13 protein-coding genes are annotated in these 15,313 nt (G+C 68.2%); 3 read left to right on the top strand and 10 right to left on the bottom strand.

Features of this window, described 5'->3' with window-relative positions; translation table 11 throughout:
* Window positions 1–5: 5 nt before the first annotated feature.
* Entirely contained in the window at window positions 6–596 is a 591-nt protein-coding gene (locus NX784_RS04065; RefSeq protein ID WP_258815411.1) for a hypothetical protein, read from the bottom strand.
* Between the two features lie 54 nt (window positions 597–650).
* Here NX784_RS04065 and NX784_RS04060 point away from each other — a divergent pair, with 54 nt between their 5' ends.
* Together NX784_RS04060 and NX784_RS04055 are read left to right on the top strand one after the other, a co-directional pair.
* Complete coding sequence (locus NX784_RS04060; RefSeq protein WP_075791842.1) at window positions 651–1,010, top strand: MarR family transcriptional regulator; 360 nt, start codon at window positions 651–653, stop codon at window positions 1,008–1,010.
* Window positions 1,011–1,050: 40 nt separating this feature from the next.
* The gene (locus NX784_RS04055) at window positions 1,051–2,103 is read left to right on the top strand and encodes a DUF3108 domain-containing protein (RefSeq protein ID WP_258815410.1); all 1,053 of its coding nucleotides are present in this window, start codon (window positions 1,051–1,053) and stop codon (window positions 2,101–2,103) included.
* Between the two features lie 4 nt (window positions 2,104–2,107).
* Here NX784_RS04055 and NX784_RS04050 read toward each other — a convergent pair whose 3' ends face one another.
* The 6 genes from NX784_RS04050 to NX784_RS04025 are packed head-to-tail and all read right to left on the bottom strand — an operon-like array spanning window position 2,108 to window position 10,000.
* A complete protein-coding gene (locus tag NX784_RS04050; protein ID WP_258815409.1) occupies window positions 2,108–6,763 on the bottom strand; it encodes a pilus assembly protein in 4,656 nt (1,551 codons plus the stop codon).
* Window positions 6,764–6,773: 10 nt separating this feature from the next.
* Window positions 6,774–7,364 carry a pilus assembly PilX family protein gene (locus tag NX784_RS04045; protein ID WP_258815408.1) on the bottom strand — a complete coding sequence of 197 codons (591 nt, stop codon included), beginning with the start codon at window positions 7,362–7,364 and terminating at the stop codon, window positions 6,774–6,776.
* Window positions 7,361–8,530 (bottom strand): PilW family protein, encoded by a 1,170-nt coding sequence (locus NX784_RS04040; RefSeq protein ID WP_258815407.1) that lies wholly within the window; start codon window positions 8,528–8,530, stop codon window positions 7,361–7,363. Before NX784_RS04040 ends, NX784_RS04045 begins: the two co-directional genes overlap by 4 nt.
* Window positions 8,527–8,940 (bottom strand): prepilin-type N-terminal cleavage/methylation domain-containing protein, encoded by a 414-nt coding sequence (locus NX784_RS04035; protein ID WP_258815406.1) that lies wholly within the window; start codon window positions 8,938–8,940, stop codon window positions 8,527–8,529. The genes NX784_RS04040 and NX784_RS04035 overlap by 4 nt, the downstream gene beginning before the upstream one ends.
* Window positions 8,937–9,563: a pilus assembly FimT family protein gene (locus NX784_RS04030; protein WP_258815405.1), complete on the bottom strand. Its 627-nt coding sequence runs from the start codon at window positions 9,561–9,563 to the stop codon at window positions 8,937–8,939. The genes NX784_RS04035 and NX784_RS04030 overlap by 4 nt, the downstream gene beginning before the upstream one ends.
* On the bottom strand, window positions 9,560–10,000 hold the full coding sequence (locus tag NX784_RS04025; RefSeq protein WP_258815404.1) for a type IV pilin protein: 441 nt from the start codon (window positions 9,998–10,000) through the stop codon (window positions 9,560–9,562). Before NX784_RS04025 ends, NX784_RS04030 begins: the two co-directional genes overlap by 4 nt.
* Window positions 10,001–10,236: 236 nt before the next feature.
* Here NX784_RS04025 and NX784_RS04020 point away from each other — a divergent pair, with 236 nt between their 5' ends.
* Window positions 10,237–10,719, top strand: a complete 483-nt coding sequence (locus tag NX784_RS04020; RefSeq protein ID WP_258815403.1) for an MgtC/SapB family protein — start codon at window positions 10,237–10,239, stop codon at window positions 10,717–10,719.
* Window positions 10,720–10,724: 5 nt separating this feature from the next.
* On the opposite strand, the gene NX784_RS04015 is transcribed toward NX784_RS04020, so the two are convergent.
* The 3 genes from NX784_RS04015 to galB form a co-directional block, all read right to left on the bottom strand.
* Complete coding sequence (locus NX784_RS04015; protein WP_258815402.1) at window positions 10,725–12,029, bottom strand: ATP-binding protein; 1,305 nt, start codon at window positions 12,027–12,029, stop codon at window positions 10,725–10,727.
* Window positions 12,030–12,164: 135 nt separating this feature from the next.
* Entirely contained in the window at window positions 12,165–12,569 is a 405-nt protein-coding gene (locus NX784_RS04010; RefSeq protein WP_258815401.1) for a YybH family protein, read from the bottom strand.
* A gap of 93 nt (window positions 12,570–12,662) precedes the next feature.
* Window positions 12,663–15,230 carry a beta-galactosidase GalB gene (gene galB, locus NX784_RS04005; RefSeq protein WP_258815400.1) on the bottom strand — a complete coding sequence of 856 codons (2,568 nt, stop codon included), beginning with the start codon at window positions 15,228–15,230 and terminating at the stop codon, window positions 12,663–12,665.
* Window positions 15,231–15,313: the final 83 nt, after the last annotated feature.

Raw genomic sequence — 15,313 nt, 5'->3', positions numbered from 1 at the left:
GCGCGTCAACGACGGCGCGCGGGCACCAGTGCGAGCATGCCCTTCAGCAGGTACAGGACGATGAGCGCACCGACCATGTCGCCGACGGCCATCACGACGAAGCCCTGGGCCAGGTCGACGGGGTCGCCATGGAGCCAGAACCACAGGTGGTGCATCAGGGGGCTGGCGACGCCGAACAGCGGCACGAGCAGCAGCAGCCGGCGCGACGTGAGGTTCGTGAGCGACGCCTGCATGCCCAGCACGCGCAGCGCGAACAGGTACACGAGGTAAGGCGCGAGGGCCGAGCTGAGGCCGCCGGCGAGCGAGCGCACGGGATCGTCGGGATACAAATGGAAGAAGCACTCGCACCACGACCCCACGAGCACGCCGATCGCGCCGGGCAGGCCCAGCAGCAACGGGCACAGCAGCCGGGCGCCGGCCGGCAGGTAGATCCAGCCCACGCCGCGCACGAATTCAACGTGGGGAAAGGCCCAGTCCTGCAGGCGCGCGAGGGTCAGGTAGAACAGCGCGGCGCCGACGATGCCGGCGCATGCGAGGCCGGCCCGCTCGGCCGCACCCTGCCCGATGTCGTCGCGTGGTGGATAGGGTGTCGGCATTAGTTTCGTTAATGATGGATGGAGTTCGCTAGGCTCTCGCATTATAATCCGTGCATGAGCAAATCTACCCGGCCAGCCGACATCTATCTGCGCTTCCTGCAACTCGCGGAGGCGTTGCGCGGCTTGCCGTCATTACCCTCGCTCGATCCGCTCGAAGAGCGCATCCTCGGCACCGTCGCCCGCGCCATGCAGGACGGAGAACGGCTGTGCGTGCGCGACATGATGGCCAAGAAGGAACTCGGCGCGCCCGCGACCGTCCACAGCCGCCTGACGTCGATGCGCGAAAAGGGCTGGATCATGCTGACCGACACCGAGGACACGCGGCGCAAGCAGGTCACGCTCACGCAGGCGGCGCTGGCCCATTTCGACAAGCTGTCGAAATGCATGGTCAAGGCCGTCGAAAAGACGGGCTGACGCGATCCGCCCCTGCCGTCGCGTGCGCTAAACTAGCGGGATGAAGCTAGCCGTCCTGACCCGGCACCGGCGTCTGCTGGTCCTGTGTGCGTGTTCCGCCGTGGCGCATCTCGCCGTGCTGGAACTGCTCGCCGCTCGCCGCGCCGGGCCGTTTGGTCCCGTGCCGGCGCACGTCGCCAGCGACCTGAGCATTCGACTCGTGCCAGGCAGCCCGACGGTACCGGAAGCCGCGCCCGTCGCCACGCCGCCTGCCACGCCGCCTGCCACGCCACCGCCCCGTCCGCGGCCCGTGCCCGCCGCCACGCGTCGTCCAGCGTCGACAGCGCCGCGCGCGCGCGCCGCGACGCCGGTTCCGTCCGTGGCCGAACCGGCCGTTGCGGCACCGGCCGTGGCCGAACCGGCAGCGGAAGCCGGTCCGCCACTGATGCAGATGCCGGGCCGATACCGGGTCCGCCTGCCCGCCCCCGCCCAGCTCACCTATGACGTCGTGCGCCAGCCGGCCGACGGCGCGCCGGTCCCTGCCGGAACGGCGCGGCTGTCCTGGCGCACCGACGGCGACCGCTATGTGCTGGAGCTGGATGGCGCCCTCGGTCGTCTGCACAGCGAGGGCGCGAGCGGCGACGCCGGCATCGTGCCGCGCCGCGCAAGCGAGGACACGGATGCCGGCCAGCTCGTCACGGAATTCGACGCCGACGGCCATCGGGTACTGTTTCGGGCGACGGGAACCGATGGCCCCGACAACGTCGGCATCCAGGACCGCGCGTCGGTGCTGCTGCAACTGGCCGGCATCGGCCTGGCTGAGCCCGATCAGTTACGCGATACGGTCGACATCGTCGTGGCCGGCGCACGCGACCGGCGCATCGCGCGCTTCCGGGTACTGGGACAGGAAACAGTCGCGACCGGCGTGGGCGCGGTCGCGACCTGGCATCTCGCGGAACTGGCAGCGCCCGGCGTGGCCCGCCTCGACGTCTGGCTTGCACCGGACCGGGGCTGGCTGCCGGTGCGCCTGCGCGTGGACGAGCCGGGCGCAAGCGTCACGCAGACGCTTGCTGCGATCGGACCGGCGCCGGACCTGCCGGCCGGTCCGCCCTGATCGATCAGTCGCGCACGCGGCGCCAGCCAGCCTTGCGCGCCGCCTGCGCGGCGGCGGCCGGCAGGTCGAACGGCGTGTTCTTGCCGTCCGCCGTCGTCGCGATGAGTTTCAGCGCACCGTTCGGTAGGCGCACGATGATGAACCCGACCGCGGCCGAGGTGTTCGACAGGGTCCGCCCTACGATGGGATTGTTGCTCGCACCGACGAGCAGCGGCTGCGCCGTGCAGACATCGAGCTGGTACAGGTTGCTCGTACCGCCGACGGAACACGCCGACGACGATGTCGGGAGGTTCGCCACCACGTTCAGGGTGCCGGAGACGACTTTCGGGTCCAGGTTGACGCGCTCGCCGCGGTTCTGGTCGAGGTCCATGTACCAGCCGGACTGCGTGCCCCAGTTCACCGTCGAGCCGCCGATCGCATAGGTGTCGGTGCCGCCGGCCGAGCTTTTCGTCAATCGCATCCGTGCCATCTTCGTGGCCGTGCGCCAGTCGACGGCCGGGATGCCCGTGCCAGTGTCCTTCAACACGTAGACGCTCTGCGTATCGGTGTTCGCGATATCGGACAGGTCCAGCAGACGGCCCGTGCCGTAGACGACCATCGTGCGCGAACCCGTCGTCGCGTTGCCCTGCGCATCCGTGCCGTTGACCTGGCACAGCGTGATCTCGGGGCGCGTCGTCACCGGCTGGGCCGCGCCGGCGTCGGCCATCTGCACGACCACGGGTGCGCCACCCGCCGTGTAATCGAAGCGGTACATCTTGCCCTGGTTGTCGCCGCCGTACACATAGGTCACCAGCGGGTCCGTCAGCGGATTCGCCGTGACCGCCGTGATGCGGGTGAAGCCCGACGGGGTCGTCGCGTCGCCGTCGCCCGTCGCGGCCTTGTTCAGCACCTGGCCCGTGGCCACGTCGACGACGTACAGGTAGCCGGCGCCACTGCCGCCGCTCACGCCGTCGGTGCCCGGCACGTTGTTGTAGCCCGACGTGAGGAACACGACCCAGTGCTCCGCGCCGCCACTGTCTTTCCACGTGCCGAACTGCGGGTTGCCGAAGGTGAGGCCGATGTCGGCATCGTAGTTCGTGCCGCTGCACACCGTCGAGTCCGCGCAAAGTTCCCACAACGCCCGCGGATTCGCGGGGTCCGTGACGTCCAGCGCATAATAGCCGCGCCCGCCCGCGTTCAGGCCGGCCACGAGGACGGCGCGCCATGCGCCGCCGATCTTGACGTCGGCCACCTCGGGCGCGCCGTCGGTCGTGAACTGGTGATTGGTGCCGTACGTGGTGCTGGCCTGCAGGTACAGCTTCTTCATCGTGATACGGGGCGCGTAGGCCCACAGTTCGGTTCCGGCGGCCGCGTCGAACGCGTGCAGCATGCCGTCGTTGGCCGCCACGAACACGGTCGGGCGGCGCGTGGCATTCGTTGCCTTGTAGTCGGCGTAGCCGGCGATCGAATAGCCCTTGCGCGGATCGCGCAGGTAAGCCGGCTTCGACGAGGCGATGTCGCCCAGCACGATCGGGATCGTCGTCGCGAGGCCGGGCGGGTTGTGGTCGGTACGCGTGTAGGCGCGCAGGATCGTGCCGTCGGCATACTGCTGCTGGCCGCGCAGCCAGTTGACGATGGTGGCGCCGGCGTTGACGGTCGCACGGTCCGTGGTCGACAGGCTGGCGCACTGTGCGAGCGCCGCGCACTTGTTGTCGAACCAGGCCTTTTCGGTCGCGCTCAGGTTCCCGTACGTGAACGATTTGAGCCCCCCGTTCGCCACGTCGGCCATCCAGATCGTACGGGTATCGCTGCTGTCGCCGACGAGGCGGCCGACGGTGTCGGACGTCGTCCACGCGGCCGTGGTCGACACGGTCCCCGTGACGGGGTCGATCTTGCGGTCGGCCAGTTCGCCGTACCACCGGACCGTCGTGAACGTCGACGAGAAGATGTCGTTGTCCTGCTGGGAGATGTTCGGGGTCGACGTCGCGGCCGCCGACGCGGCGCCGATACGCACCTGGATCGACGACAGCGCCGAACTGAGCCCCTGCACCACCTGTGTCGGGTCGGACGCGCTGAAATAGTGCCCGTGGCCGTTGATGGCGGCGTGCCACAAGTCGTCCACGCGCGACTGGTACGCTGCCGAACCGCTGGAGTCGCCCGTCTTCGGATCCGGCCACACATAGGCACCGTTGCCGTTCCACGGGCAACCCGTCGTCGCGCCCGTGACCAGCTTGTAGAAGTCGCCGGACGGCAGCGGGGCCGTGTCGTATTTTTCCTCGTAGTTCATGACACCGTCCACGCCCAGGCCGAGCGCGTAGGTGTTCATGTGCAGGCGCGTGTTCTCGCCGGTCTGCGCGGGCACGAGGCCCGGCTTGGTCCAGTCCTCGATCGACGTGCGCAGCGACGACGTGGTCGCGTTCGAGCCGCCGTTGTACCAGTACAGCGCGACGTCGGCCAGCGAGTTGTAGGTCTGCGCGCTGGGGTCGTAGCAGCCGCTGCCCCGCGTGCAGAAGCGTGCCGTGCTCTCGACGTTGTCGTTGTTGACGACGGTCGACGCTGCGCCGCCGTTCCAGTAGCCGTCCGTCGTGATGAACGTGAAATTCTGCTGGCAGGGGTACTGCACCACTTCCGAGCCGGCCGCGGCCACGTACGGCGACTGGTTGGCGTACATCTTCCCGATCGCGTACAGGGCCTGGCGCAGCGGCGTCGAATTGCTGCCGTCCATCGCATACAGTGTGGCATACCAGCTCGTGCGCGCGGCGCCCGTGAACTGCTGTGGTGGCGTCATCGCGCCTTCCGCCGCCGCCGTGGACAGCGAGACGATGCCGACGTTGTAGTTCGACGTGAGCGGCTGGAACGCGAGGCCGACGGCCGACTTCATCATCTGGTTGCGCGTCTTGTAGTAGGCATACCAGTTGGCGAAGTTCGTCATCTCCTCGTCGTACGTGCAGGTGCTGCCCGCGCAATCCGTACGGCCCGCCGCCTTCGGGTAGCTGGTCACGCTCGGAACGATGTCGGTGCGCACGAACACGGCGGCACCGCTGCCCAGCGGGGTCGTCGTCACGGGGATCGTGTCGTAGATGGCCGCCACCGGTGCCGATGCCGGGGTCAGCGCGAAGCTGATGTTGCCGCCGTTGTTGGTGAGCGTGCCCATCGTGATCGCGGCGCCGCCCGCGGCGGCGCCACTGTCGGCAACGCAGATCGTGTCCGCGCCTTTCGCCGCGCAAGCCGGCGTGACAGCATTGCCGCCGAGGTAGGCGGTCACGGTGCCCTGCACGCCGATGTCGCCGGCAATGGTGGAGGCGACGGACGTGTTGCTGGCGCCCTTGCCGAAGGTGCGGTCGAAGGAAATCAGCGTCTTGCCGCCCAGCTTCGTGCCGGCCGACAGCACGGTGCGGCTGGTCGTGGTCTTGCTGTTGCTCGCCGTCCCCGACACCGTGATCAGCGCGGTGGCCGGCTGCGCGGCCTGCACCACCGCCGCCGGCGCGTCGACGGTGATGGCCCAACCGGAGCGGCTGCTGTCCGTCAGCACCGAGCAGACGCCGATGGACTTGCCGCTCACGCCGCTCGCGCAGTCGATCGGGATCACGGCGACGACGTTGTCGGTGCCGAGCGTGATGCCGTAGGTCGAACAGGCCGGCACGCTGTAGCCGGACGCCGGCGTGCGCACGCAAGCCAGGTACTGGTTCGTGAGGCCGGTCTTGGCGATGATGGAGGCCGCGATCGCAGTGGCCACCGTCGCCTGCTTGCTGATCGTGTTGGTGCCGGTCGCGGCCGTCACCGCATTGTTGGTGATGACGACGGCACCCGCGGGTTCCGCGACCGACACGCCGTTGATGGTGATGGACCCACTCGACGCCGACGTGCCGATCGTGATCGTCCCGTAGGCGGCGACCACACCGCCGTTCGGATTCGAGAAGCGCGGGTATTTGAAATTGCCCACGTATTTTGCCTGGCAGTTCGACAGCGCCGTGCTGTCACACCAGCGCACCTTGGCCGGGAACGGATAACCGGCCGGCGCGGCCGCGCCCACCGCAGTCGTCACGCATGTGGTCAGGGCGGCGGTGGTGCAATATTCGGCGACGTTGATCGTGTAGTAGTACGGATTCGTCGTGTACACCTGTGCCGTGTAGCGCACGTCGTTCGGGTAGCTGTAGGTGGCCGAGTTGTAGACACAGTTGGCGCTGTTGGTGTCGCACCAGCGCAGGTCGGGGTACCCGGTCGCGAGGTTCGTGCTGGAAGCGCTGTTACCCAGCAGGTCGCGCTTGTTGACGCCGAACCCGTCGGTCGTCACGACCGTCCAGTTGGTGGTGGCGCTGCGCGTCATCGACGTGTACGACGTGCCGTCCGCGCGCACGGGCGGCACGTAGCGCACGGCCGGGTTGTAGTATTGGCGGTTGAAGTCCGCGCTGTTGAAAGGCGGGTGACCGACCGCGCAGCCGCGCGTCCCGCTGGACATCAGCGCACGCGAGCGGCACGTCGTGCTGTCGTCGATGTAGTCCGGCGTGAACGCGCTGGCCATCGAGCCGGAGTTATCGTACAGCAGCATCAGGTTCGGCTTGACATTGCCGGTGCCGTCGACGTTGAGCAGCGGCAGCTGGGCGATACTGGTCACGGCCGCGCCGGCGGCGCCGGCCAGCATCTGGGCGACGAGGCCCAGTAGAACGAGGAGTTTTTTCATGATGGTCGGGTCATGCGCCGATCAGGACGATCATCTGGTTGGTCACGTTGGCACCACGGCCGCCGGTGATGCGCGCCGTGATCACATAGTGCAGCTGGGGCGTGCCGGCATATGACGGGGCATCCGACGCCAGACTGTCGCCCAGCGCCACCGTGCTGCCCGCCGTGGCCGTGTTGGCGGCCGTCTGCATGCAGCGGTTCGCGCCGCTATACGAGCCGGCGGACGCGCACAGGCGGTGGATCACGTATTCGATGCGCGTGCCGTCGTCGCCGTCGATCGTGCGGCTGCCGGTCCAGAACGCGCCGTCGCGCGGCTGGCTGGCGGCGTCCCACGTCGACACGTAGCCGTTCGTGGCGTCGTCCTGGTTCAACGCCGCCTTGTTGGTCTGGGCCGTCTGGCTCAGCCAGGCGAACGCCGTGTGCAGGCCGAGGTCCGCCTCGCGGCTCAGCGTGGTGTCGTAGGCGAGGTTGCCCGTCGTGAGCGCTGTCGAGTGCACGGACTTGAGCAGGTACACGCTCCCCAGCAGCATGACCGCAAGGATGATCAGGATGACGGGCAGCGCCATGCCGCCTGCGCGCGCGTGGTATCGGCTCCGTGTCATGGATTCGGTCTCCAGCCGGCGTTGCGCAGGGTGACCACCGTCTCGAACGCGCGGTAGCGGTAGCAGCGCCAGTCGAGCGGATCGCCGGCGACGGCGACGTTCAACGTGATCGGCACGCCCGCCACACCCGTTGGCGCGTCGCCCGCGAACACGACCGGCTGCGCCGTCGTCGTCGTGCAGGCCGCGCCCGCCGCCGGGTGCTCGAAGGCCTTGCTGCGGGCGACGATCGCCAGGCGCACCGCCGCGATGTGCTGCCAATCCCCGGCGTCCCCCACGATGCCGGAGCCGTCGGCGTCGATCATCGTGGCCGACCAGCGGTTGACCTGCAAGCCGTTCTGAGGAAGGAACGCACCGCCCGCGCGGGTGTCGAATCCGTACTGCGCCTTGATGGAGACGATGTTCTCGGCCACGGTCGACGGCTGCGCCGACGTGTCGTCCGGCCCCGTCGCCCGCAACTGCAGATAACCGTCCGCCACCGACCATGAACGGAACGCCAGGCTTCCGACCGGGCCGAGGTCGAACACGCGCGCCGCGTAGCCCTTGAAGGACGCCGTGGGATTGCCTCCGTTGAAGCGCATGCCGCCGCCCGCGGCCAGCATGACACGGGTCGCCGTCGAATCGCTGTCGGAACGCTGCACCAGCCGACAATCGCCACCCGGCTGTTCCGGCGCGACGACGAGCACGTCGCCCTGGTTGAAGCCGTACGCGATGCGGTCGACGTCCAGCTGCGTGGCGCCGGCCGCCGCATCGCTCGTGAGGCGCAGCGTGGGCGTGCCGCCGACCGAGGTGCCGGAATAGAAGGAAACCCTGTCAGGGCTGGCGCCGTGCGACTCGATCACGACGGGCGCCAGCGGCGTCACGGCCGTGGCGCCGCGCGTCGCGGGTGCCAACTGGTAGCCCTTCGTGTCGTTGAACTGGGTATTGCATCCCGCGATGATCGGATCGTTCAGGCCGTAGCCCGCGCTGCCGGCGTCGTTGCTGAGCGAAAACAGCGCGACCATACCATTCTGCATCTCGTCGGATCCGCCCAGCGCCGAGCGGCGCGCCTGCTCGGCGCCGCCGACCATGCGCACCGCGAACAGCAGCGCGAGCAGGCCGATGACGACGCTGACCATCAGCTCGACCAGCGAGAACCCTCGCGAGCGGGTCGGGAACGAGGTCTTCATGTCGCCGCCGACAGGTAGGAGACCACGCGGTGCGCGTTCTGCGCCGCGCCGGTCTTGCGCGTCCAAGCGATCGTGATCTCCACGCGCGTGCGGCCCGTCGCGGGCGTCACCGCCACGACGATCTGTGCGTTCGGGATGCGCCCGCGCGTCTCGTCGTACCAGGGCTGCAGCCGCGCGGTCGGCGTCGCGCCGGCCGCCAGCGCGTAGGCGCCTGCATTCGGCAGATCGACCGCCATCATGCCCAGCAGCTTGTCGGCAGCGATGGTGGCCTCCGCGCGCATGCCGGCGTCGGCGAGCGCGCTCGTCGACCGCGCCTGCAGGCCGATGGCGCCCAGCAGGCCGACCGCCAACAGCACGGCCGCGACAATCGACTCGATCAGGGCCATGCCCTGCTGGCGGCGTGCGATCATGGTGGGCAGCCCCGTACGTCGTGCGCCGGCGCCGCCGGATCGCAAATGCTGGCGATGCCGGCCAGCGTCAGCACGACGGCCAGCGGCGCGAACGCGTTCGCGCGCGTGAGCGAGGGCGCGAGGCTGACGCGCGACACGCGCGACCCGACGTTCGTGTCGACCCAGCCCAGCGGCGTGAAATAGACTTCGGTGGCGCCGGACGGGACCACGCCGAGCGCCAGGTCGCCTGCGCCCGGCATTGCCTCGGCGCTGCGTCCAATCGAGCGGAACACCTGCGCGGGGTCGGGGTCGTCGGCGGCGTCGGCGGCAGCCGTGGACCACGACCCCGTATCGGCGTTGCAGGGGATGGCGGTCGTCGGGAAGCAGATGTCGACGCGCCAGTCCATCTTGCCGTTCGCCGCGTTCTCCGCCAGCACGAGCCGGCTGTGGCTGTTGTGTGCGATCGCGGTGTTGCGTGCGAGCGTGAAGCCGTCCTGGTAGAACACGGCCGCCGCGAACGCCTTGCGTCCCAGCAGCCAGTTCGACATCGACGGCAGCGCGACGGCGAGCACGATGCCCATGATCGCGACGACGACCGCGGCTTCGACCAGCGTGAAGCCGCGCGCTTGCCGTCGATGCATCATTGCACGCACTGCGCACCCTTGCGGTCGATCCAGCACGACGTGCTCGTACCCCAGCCGCTCGGCGCAGCAGTGGTGGCGCGGTTGCCGTTCTGATCGATCGTGTAGACGAAGCCCGCCACGGGGCCCGCGCCGGTCGCCGTCACCGTGTATGCGGACGCGCTCGCGCCGGACAGCGCGTACGTGAAGTTGGCGCTGTTCGGCGGCATGCGGTCGAAGCCGGCGTACGTGTGCGGGCTGTTGGTATTCCAGTAGTCCTCGGCCGCCGTCGGTATGCTCCCCAGGGCTGAGAATGCTTCGGTCAGACGCGCGCGGATGACGTAATCCTGGTAGGCCGGGACGGCGATGGCGCTGAGGATGCCGACGATCGCCACGACGACGAGGATCTCGATCAGCGTGAAGCCGCGTTCGCGCCGCGTGGACAGGGAACGAGTTTTCATATGCGTTGGGTAGAAAGTTTCTGCACGTCAATATTAGCGCAACGCAGTCCGTTGTGCTCGAAAAAAAACGCCGAAACGGCGATTCCGGGCGCAAACGACACAGATTTTTGGGTCCCCGACGACCCGACATTACGATTACTTCAAGAGTATTTGTCCGTTGCACAAGCATCCCCGGTCGTTCACGACCGCCCGGGATGCGGGACAATACGGGATCGCGAACGAATCGGAAACCTCGCATGGACTATCTGGAAATCATGGTGCGCCTGACGGCGTCCCTGCTCGTCGGCGGCTTGATCGGCCTCGACCGCAACCTGCACGGCAAGCCGACGGGCATCCGCACGCTTGGCCTCGTGTGCGTGGGCGCCTGCGCCGTCACCCTGGCCGGCGCGGACCTCGCGACGGGCCGCCAGGCCGACACCGCCGCCATCAGCCGCGTCATCCAGGGCCTCGTCACCGGCATCGGCTTCCTCGGTTCCGGCGTCATCATCCGCGAGAACGGCAGCGACCGCGTGCGCGGCCTGACGACGGCGGCGTCGATCTGGATCACGGCCATCCTCGGCGTCCTGTGCGGCATGGGGTCGTGGCAGATCGCGGCCATCGCCCTCGTCCTCGTGTTCGTGCTGTTCGTGTGCGGCAAGCCCATCGAACGGGCGCTGCACCGCCGCTGGCTGGACAAGCCGGCCGACGAACAGCGGGCGATCACCCTGCACGACGAATAGGCGGATCAGTCCGCGGCGACGCCGGCGCCTGCCGCGGAGCCCGGCGGCACGACCGGCAGGCGGATCGTGAAGACGGTGCCGACACCCGGTTTCGACGCGACCTCGATGCGACCACCGTGCTTGTTGACGATGCTGTACGACAGCGACAGCCCGAGGCCCGTGCCGCTGCCGACCGGCTTCGTCGTGAAGAACGGCTCGAACACGCGCTTCAGGTTTTCCGGCGCGATGCCGGAGCCGTTGTCGCTGATCCTGATCCACACCCAGCCCTCGGACGCGCCGGTGGCGATCGTGATCACACCCTTGCTCTGGATCGCTTGCGCGGCGTTCACGAGCAGGTTCATGAATACCTGGTTCAGCTGCGACGCCAGGCATTTGATTTCGGGCAGCTTGCCGTAGTGCTTCTCGACGGTGGCCTTGTACTTGATCTCGTTGGCGACGATGTTCAACGTCGTGTCGATGCCCGAGTGCACGTCCGCATATTGCCAATCCATCAGGCCCACGTGCGAAAAATCCTTCAGCGCCTGCACGATGTCCTTCACGCGCTTCAGCCCGTCCATCGACTCGGTGACGAGGTCGGCGATGTCTTCCTTCAAATAGCCGAGATCGGCCTTGCGCCCGATCGCCTCGATCTGCGTCGCGAGGGGCGAGCCGGGCGCGGCCTGCTGCACGGCCTGGCCGTACTGGTCGATCACCGACAGCAACGTGCCCACGTAGTGCCGCAACGTCCCCATGTTCGAGTTGACGAAGCCGATCGGATTGTTGATCTCGTGCGCCACGCCCGCCGCCAGCTGGCCGATCGACGCCATCTTTTCCGATTGCAGCAGCTGGTCGTGCGCCTCGCTCAGCTTCGCGATCAGTTGCTGCTGCTCCTGCTCCATCAGCTTGCGCACCGTGATGTCCGTCAGCGCGCCGATCACCTCGACGGGCGTGCCGCGGTCGTCGTAGATCAGGCGCAGCCGGTCGTGCATCCACAGGAATTCGCCGCTCGCCGTGCGGAACCGGTATTCGTACGTCTTCTCGCCATCGACGAACAGCTGGGCCAGGCTGGAAAAGATGCTGGGCGCATCGTCCGGGTGGATGTGGTCGAACCAGAAGTTCGGGTCCGCCACCATCTCTTCCGGTCGATAGCCGAGCACGTTGTACGCGTTGTTGCTCACGAACGTCATCTTGAAGTCGCCGCTGGGCACCGTGGCATAGATGATGGCCGGCGTGTTATCGATCAGATATTGCAACCGGACGAGCGGTGACGTCGCGTCGGCCTGCGCGGGCGCGGGGCTCGACGTCAACGAGTCGAAAACTTCAAATTCCATGGCGGTGGCTCGACGTAAGTGCGGAGTTCCATTATCCGGAGGAAACGGACAAAGATGGTGCTTTATTGAAACTCTAATACGCAAGTGTTACAGGCGCTATCGCCTGATTACAACACTCCGCGCATGAGGGGCCCGTCAGTGGTCGCCGGCCAGCTTGTCCGCATGCCGGTGGACGAGTTTCCAGGCGCCCTCCTCGCGCCGGAACACCTCCGTGACGCGCAAGTCCATGGGGACCGGATGCGGCTGCCCCTTGACGTTGACGACGGAACGCTGGATGCCGGCCCAGTACGCGAGGTCGCCGTCGACGGCGCTGTGCAGCACCTCGAAGCGGTTCTCGCCGCCGGGGCCGAATTGCGCGGCGCCGGCGCGATTGGCCGCGTTCACGGCATCGGGGCCCTGCACGCAATCGCCCTTGGGTCCGAAGATGGTGGCCGGTGGCCGGTTCGTGGAGATGGCGCCGAGCGGGCCGTAGTCGCCGCCGACGAATGCGTCGGACGCCGCGATCCGCTGGCGCATGAAGGCATCGAAATCATCCTGCATGGTTGTCCCCCTGTCGATGAAGCCGTGGCGGGACAGTCTAGCCGAACCCGTGCGCGGACGCCGCATGGTACGGCGTCCGGCACGGTGATCCCTTCAGTGCGCCACGCTGTCGAGCGTGACCTGGGCGCCTTCGAGGCCGTCCGCGCTCGCCGTCAACGTCACCTTGCCGCCCTCGCCGGCGCGGGTCTTGACGATGGCCAGCGCCAGGCCGTTGTACGCGTTGCGCTCGTGCGACTGGAACGGTTCCAGGTTCGTCGCGTCGCCGTTGTCCGTTGCGACGATCTCGCCCGGGCCCGACAGCTTGAACGCGATGCGGTCATGCGAACGCGGCACCTGGCGCCCGTCCTTGTCGGCGATGGCCACCGTCACGAACGCGAGGTCGTGGCCGTCGGCCGTGAGCTTCGTGCGGTCGGCCGACACGACGAGCTTCGCGGCCTGGCCCGTCGTCGCGACGGTGTCCTCGGCCCAGCGCTTGCCGTGCTTGTAGACGACGGCCTTCAACGTGCCGGGCTGGTACACGACGTCGTCCCAGCGCAGGCGGTAGTCGCGCGGGCCGCGCTTCTTGCGGCCCAGCGACTTCCCGTTCAGGAAGAGCTCCGCTTCGTCGCCGGACGTGTACAGGTGCACGGGCGTCACCTGGCGCACGCGCTCCGGCCAGTTCCAGTGCGGCAGCAGGTGCGCCATCGGCAGGTCCGGACGCCAGCGGGCCTGGTACAGGTAGAAGCGGTCTTTCTTGAAGCCGGCCAGGTCGACGATGCCGAAGTACGAACTGCGCGACGGCATCGCGATCTTCTTCAACGTGGCCAGTTCCTGCGCGGCGCGCTGCTGCTGCGCGGGGTCCGTGAAGTTCAGCAGGTTCGTCGCGTCGTCGTTGTACGGTGTCGGCTCGCCCAGGTAGTCGAAACCCGTCCACACGAATTCGCCCGCGACGAACGGATTGTCGTCCTGGCCCTTGAATTCGACGTCGGGCGACGTGGCCCACGGCGGCGCCGTCAGGTCGTAGCTGCTGACCTGGAAGTTCGCCGCGCCCTTGGCTTTGTCGTCGCTGACGGGGAAGAAGTATTCGCCGCGCGAACTGATCGTCGATGCCGTCTCGCTGCCGAAAATCGGCAGGTACGGCGCGGACGCATGCACCTTGCCGTATTCGCCCGGCTTGTAGTTGTAGCCGAACAGGTCGACGACGTTCTGGAAGCCGTTATAGCCCGATTCCGTGTGGTTGTACGCGGACGTGACGGGACGCGTGCGGTCCTCACCGCGCGCGATTTCCGCGAGGTGCGCGGCCAGCTTCCAGCCTTCCGGCCTGCCCTGCTCCGGAATCTCGTTGCCCGTGCTCCAGGCGATCACGCTCGGGTGGTTGCGGTCACGCCGGATCTGCGCGCGCAAGTCCTTCTCGTGCCAGGCGTCGAACGACAGGTGATAGTCGTTCGGCGTCTTCGCCTCGTGCCACATGTCGAACGCCTCGTCCAGCACGACGAAGCCCATGCGGTCCGCGAGGTCCAGCAGCTCGGGCGCCGGCGGGTTGTGGCTCGTGCGGATGGCGTTCGTGCCCATCTCGCGCAGCACTTCCAGCTGCCGCTCCAGCGCCCGTACGTTGATCGCCGTGCCCAGCGCGCCCAGGTCGTGGTGCATGCACACGCCGTTCAGCGGCACGCGCTGGCCGTTCAGCAGGAAGCCGCGTGCCGGGTCGAACGTCGCGGTGCGGATGCCGAACGGCGTCTCGACGACGTCCGTCACCTTGCCGTTGTCCGTCACGGTCGTCACCGCGACGTAGCGCTGCGGACTCGCGATGCTCCACAGGTGAGGCTTCGGTACGGTCAGCGTCTGCGTGAGCTGGGCCTGGCGGTCCGCGACGACCTTGGCGGATGCCGACGCCGCCTGGTGCGCGACGGGCGCCCCGCTGCGCTTGCCGGCCGCGTCGAGCGCGTAGATCTCCGTCGCCACCTGCACCTGCGCGGCCTGGCCGTCGCTTTCCACGGTCGTCTGGATGGACACGGTCGCCGCGTCCTTCGACACCTGCGGCGTCGTCACGTACGTGCCGTACTGCGCGACGTGGACGGGCGCCGTCTTGACGAGCCAGACGTTGCGGTAGATGCCGCCGCCCGGATACCAGCGCGACGAATGGGGCGGATTGTCGAGGCGGATCGCCACCACGTTGTCGCCGCCCGGCTTCGCGTACGGCGTCAGGTCCACGCGCCACGACGCGTAACCGTACGGCCAGCCTCCGACGTAATGCCCGTTGATCCAGACGGCGGCGTGCGACATGGCGCCGTCGATGTCCAGGTACAGGCGGCGGCCCGCGTCCGCGGCCGGCAGCGTGAAGTGCTTGCGGTACCAGCCCACGCCCCACCACGGCAGCTTGCCCGTCTCGCCCGGATATTCCTGCTTGAACGGCCCTTCGATGCCCCAGTCGTGCGGCAGGTCGAGCTTGCGCCACGCGGCGTCGTCGAAGCCCGGCTGGGCGGCGGGAATGGCGGTCGCCGGGTCGGAGAGTTTCGCGTCGTCGAGTTGGGCGGCGCTGCCGGCGGGATCGCCTTTCGCGAAGCGCCAGTCGGCGTCGAACGACGCGCGTTCGCGCGCGGGCATATCGGCTGCATGCGCGGCGCCGCACAGCACGGCGACGCCGAACGCGATGGTGGTGAGGGAACGGGGAAGGAGCGTCATGGTCACGGATCGGTCGTTGGCGGGTTGTCGAGAGGGAAAGCTGGAGTATGAGCCAGCCCCGCCGCGCGCACCTATACGAATTG

The sequence above is a fragment of the Massilia pinisoli genome (genome assembly GCF_024753285.1).
Taxonomy (GTDB): domain Bacteria; phylum Pseudomonadota; class Gammaproteobacteria; order Burkholderiales; family Burkholderiaceae_D; genus Telluria; species Telluria pinisoli.
The sequence above is the reverse complement of the archived record's forward strand: the minus strand, read 5'-3'. Positions and strand labels throughout refer to the sequence as shown.